This window comes from Cohnella sp. GbtcB17 (assembly GCF_019091135.1).
In the GTDB taxonomy this organism is placed as follows: domain Bacteria; phylum Bacillota; class Bacilli; order Paenibacillales; family Paenibacillaceae; genus Cohnella.
On the sequence record NZ_JAGXJW010000123.1, the window covers coordinates 1 to 4666 of the forward strand.

5 protein-coding genes are annotated in these 4666 nt (G+C 64.1%); all 5 read left to right on the forward strand.

Annotated elements, in window-relative coordinates; genetic code table 11:
- On the forward strand, nucleotides 1-334 hold a 334-nt coding region (locus KVT38_RS33055), incomplete at its 5' end, for an oligopeptide/dipeptide ABC transporter ATP-binding protein (protein WP_368859197.1).
- 127 nt (nucleotides 335-461) lie between these two features.
- A complete protein-coding gene (locus tag KVT38_RS33060) occupies nucleotides 462-2120 on the forward strand; it encodes an ABC transporter substrate-binding protein (protein WP_217597994.1) in 1659 nt (552 codons plus the stop codon).
- Between the two features lie 50 nt (nucleotides 2121-2170).
- Nucleotides 2171-3115: an ABC transporter permease gene (locus KVT38_RS33065; protein ID WP_217597995.1), complete on the forward strand. Its 945-nt coding sequence runs from the start codon at nucleotides 2171-2173 to the stop codon at nucleotides 3113-3115.
- A 38-nt stretch (nucleotides 3116-3153) separates the two neighbouring features.
- Complete coding sequence (locus KVT38_RS33070) at nucleotides 3154-4056, forward strand: ABC transporter permease (RefSeq protein ID WP_217597996.1); 903 nt, start codon at nucleotides 3154-3156, stop codon at nucleotides 4054-4056.
- A 12-nt stretch (nucleotides 4057-4068) separates the two neighbouring features.
- The coding region (locus tag KVT38_RS33075) for an ATP-binding cassette domain-containing protein (protein ID WP_217597997.1) at nucleotides 4069-4666 on the forward strand (598 nt) is incomplete at its 3' end.

Sequence of the window (4666 nt, forward strand, 5' to 3'; positions counted from 1 at the left end):
CGTCGCGGCGGAGATGGCGGACGACATCGCGGACATGTACGCGGGCAAGATCGTCGAATACGGCCGGGCGCGCCAGATTCTGTCCGCGCCGTCGCATCCGTATACGGTCGGGCTGATCGAAGCGACGCCGAAGCGGGGCCAGCGCGGCAAGCTGCCGGCGATCCCGGGCCAGCCGCCGCTCATCACGGCGATGCCGGAAGGCTGCGCGTTCGCCGACCGCTGCTCGCATTCGCAGGACGCCTGTCGGGCTTCGCAGCCGTCGTTCACGACATACGGCGAATCGCATGGCGCCGCCTGTCACCTGCTGCAAGGCGCGCAGCCGATCGCGCAGTAATGTAAAGTTGGAGCAGGGCAGTCGGCATCTTAGCAAGATGCAGTCCCATTTCCGATTTCATTTTCCAATCTAAATAGACAGAATAATCAGATAAAAAGAGGCGAACATCGCCAACCGGAGGGGTAAGATGAGAACCATGCGCAAGCCGAAAGTTCTGACCCGCAAGCTGTGGAAGCCGCTATTCGCCGCAATGACCGCCGCCATTCTGCTCCTGCTCGCTGCCTGCGGAGACAACGACAATGCCGCATCCGGAGGCGCCGCATCCAGCGGCAGCGGTGGCTCCGCCAAGGAGCAGACGCTCATCATCGGGATGTCCGCCGCGAATCTGCCGGTGCCTGATACGTATCCGACCGAAGGGTACGAGGGCTTCCGCTTCGTCGGCTTCCAGATTTACGACGCGCTGGTCAACTGGGATTTGTCCAAGAGCGACGCGCCTGCGGCGCTGAAGCCGGGGCTCGCCGAATCGTGGGAGACGTCGGACAGCGACAGCACGATGTGGACGTTCCACCTACGCCAAGGCGTCACCTTCACCGACGGCAAGCCTTTTAACGCCGACGCCGTTATCTTCGCCCTCGACAGGATCCACAACAAGGACAGCGAATTCTACGATGCCCAGCTCGCGGGCAACAGCGCCAGCGGCTTGCGCTACGTCGCTTCGTATGCCAAGGTCGACGACAATACGATCACGATCAAGACAACCGTTCCCTACAGCTTCCTCCCGTACGATCTGACGAATATCCTGATCGGCAGCCCGGACGCGATCAAGGCCAGCGGCAAAAATTTCGCCTCCCAGCCGGTCGGCACCGGACCGTTCAAGTTCGTGAGCATGAAGCAGGGCCAGGAGATGGTGCTCGCCAAAAACGAAAGCTACTGGGGCGGCGCGCCGAAACTCGACAAGATCGTCCTGCGCCCGATCAGCGACCCGTCCGCGCGTCTCGCGGCCATCCAGTCCGGCGAAGTAGATTGGGCCGAGGTGCCGCCGACCGAGTCGATCGAGCTGCTGAAGTCGGCCGGCTATCAAATCCTGACCAACCCCTATCCGCATATCTGGCCTTATGTGTTGAACGTACAGGACGGTCCCTGGAAAGACGTTCGCGTACGCCAGGCCGCCAACTACGCGATCGACCGCGAAGGTATGAGCACCGCGCTGCTCGGCGGCGCAGCGAAGCCGGCGACCCAGCCGATGTACGAAGGCCACGCCTGGTACAACGACGCGGCCGAGCCCTACAGCTACGATCCTGAGAAAGCGAAGCAGCTGCTTGCCGAAGCGGGTTATCCGAACGGTTTTCAAACAACGTTTATCGTGCCGACGAGCGGCTCGGGCAACATGTGGCCAATTCAGATGAACGAGTACGTGCAGAAAAACCTCAAAGCTGTCGGCATCGACGTGAAGATCGAATCGATCGAATGGCAGTCGCTGCTGACCTCTTACATCCAAGGCTTCCCGAAGGACAAGGAAGTGGGCGCCTACAACATCTCGCTGCCGACGATCTCGCCTTCCTTCTACTCCACCTTCTTCGCGACATCGGCCATTTTCCCGAACGGCATCAACATCGGCGGCTACTCGAACCCCGACTACGACGCGCTGCTCGACAAGGCCATGGCCGAGTTCGACAAGACGAAGCAGGACGAATACCTGAAGCAGGCGTCCAAAATTTTGGCCGACGACGCGCCTTGGATCTACGTCGTACACGACCTCAATCTCCGCGCGCTGGCGCCCAAGGTGAAGGGCTTCGTGCAGCCGGAGTCCTGGTTCGCGGACCTGACGACGATCTCGATCGAATAAGCCGGGCAACGCCAACAACTTAACGGAAGCTCACGGAAGGAGCTGCATCTATGGCCTCATTCGTCTGGAAACGAATCCTGCTCATGATTCCGACGCTGCTCGGCGTATCGATCGTCGTATTTCTGATGCTGAAGATCGTGCCGGGAGACCCGGTCAACGCGATCATGCCGCCGGACGCCTCCGAGTCGGAGCGTGCGCTCGTGCGGGCGCAGCTCGGACTCGACAAGCCGATGGCCGTCCAGTACGTGTACTGGCTCGGCAATGTCGTGCAGGGCGACCTCGGCGACTCGGTCGCACGCCGCCTGCCGGTCACCGATATGCTGCTGCCCGCCTTCAAGAACACGCTGCTGCTGACGGCCGCCGCCGCGCTGGCTTCCTTTATCGTCGCGCTCATCGTCGGCGTCTACAGTGCGTACCGACCGAAGTCGAAGCTCGCCTCGCTGTTCAACGGGCTGAGCCTCGCGAGCATCGGCCTGCCGAACTTCTGGGCCGCGCTCATCCTGATCGGCGTCTTCTCCGTCACGCTCGGCTGGCTGCCCTCCTCGGGCATGTCCAAGGTCGGCGGCGGCGGATTCGGGGATACGATCAACCACCTGATCCTACCGGCGGCCGCCACGGCGCTTGCCAGCGTCGGGGTGCTGACCCGTATGGTCCGTTCGACCGTATCGGGCGTGCTGCAGCAGGACTACATCTTCGCGCTGAAGGCCAAAGGCGTCCGGCCGTTCACCATCCTGCGCCACGTGCTGCGCGGCGGCATGCCGACGATTCTGAACGTGACCGGTCTCCAGTTCGGCGCGCTGCTCGCGAGCTCGGTGCTCGTGGAGACGGTATTCTCCTGGCCGGGCGTCGGGCAGGTCATCTATCAGGCGATCGGGCAGCGGGACTTCCCCGTCGTGCAGGCCGGCGTCCTGTTCATCGCCGTCGCCTTCGTCCTGTTGAACCTCATCGTCGACGCCGTGCATGCGGCGATGGATCCCCGGGTGCGGCAGGCTTAACGCCACCCCCACATCATCTTCCCAAAGGAGGAGCGCCCATGTCGCTTCAAGCCACCGCGGCCGCGGACCCTAAGGACCTTGCAGCATCCGCAGCGAGCCGCGAGCCCTCCCGGGCCGCCGTCGTCTTCGCCGCCTTTGCGAGGCGCAAGATCGCGCTGGCCGCGCTGATCGTCCTGCTCGTCATCGTCCTCGCCTGCCTGCTCGCGCCCTGGGTCGCGCCCTACGACCCGAGCGCCGGCGAGGTCACCGACCGCCTGCAGAAGCTCGGCGCGCCGGGCCATCTCCTCGGCACGGACGAACAGGGCCGCGACATCCTGTCCCGCGTCCTGTACGGCGGCCGCCTGAGCTTGCTGTCCGGCGTGCTGCCCGTGCTGCTCGCCAGCATTCTCGGCGGCGGCCTGGGCATCGCCGCCGGCTACTTCGGCGGGTGGACCAACACGATCATTATGCGGGCGCTGGACATCGTGTTTTCGTTTCCCGCCATCCTGCTCGCGATCGGCATCTCGGCCGCGCTCGGGCCGGGCATCACGAACATCATCATCTCGGCGACCGTCGTCTTCATCCCGCCGATCGCCCGCATTGCGGAGAGCGCGGTGAAGGAGGTGCGCAAGGAGGAGTTCATCGAGGCGGCCCGCTCCAGCGGCGCGAGCGCGCTGCTGATCATCCGGGCGCACATTTTGCGCAACATTTTCGCCAAAGTATTCGTCTTCGCCACCTCACTCATCGGCGTGTGCCTCATGGTCGCCTCCGGCCTCAGCTCCCTCGGCCTGGGCGTGTCGCCGCCGACGCCTGAATGGGGCTTCATGCTCAACAACCTCAAGCAGCTCATTTTCATCAATCCGGCCGTCACCATCGTGCCCGGCGCGTTCATCTTCCTGACCTCGCTGTCGCTAAACCTGGTGTCCGACGCCTTGAGCGACGCGCTCGAACTCAAACGATAGGAGGCATCCGCCATGGCGATCCAACAAGCGAACGCCGTAACGGCGCTTCGGACGACGCTTCAGAACGCCTTCGGCCGGGCCGACATCCTGGAGGTCAACGGCATCGGCAAAACGTTTCCCATCCGCGACATGCTGGGTCGGCGCAAGGGCGGCGTCTCCGCCGTCGACGGCGTCTCGTTCACGCTGCCCAAGCAGGGGACGCTCGGCAGCGTGGGCGAGTCCGCCTGCGGCAAACCCACGCTCGCACGGCTGCTCATGCGGCTCATCGAGCCGGATCGCGGCGAAGTCAACTACGAGGGCACGAACGTGCTCTCGCTAAAAGGCAAGGCGATGAAGCAGGCCCGCACCAAGATGCAGATGGTGTTTCAAAATCCGTACTCGTCGCTCGATCCGCAAATGTCCGTGCTGGACAACGTGGCGTTCCCGCTGCTGGCGAACGGCGCGACCAAGGCGCAGGCGCGGGAGCGCGCGCATCATTATCTCGACGCGGTCGGGCTGTCCCGCACGCACGCGGACCGGCTGCCCGGCAGTCTCAGCGGCGGCCAGCGGCAGCGGGGCGCGGACGCCCGGGCGCCGGCCCACGAGCCCGAGAGTGGCATCGCCGCCGGGG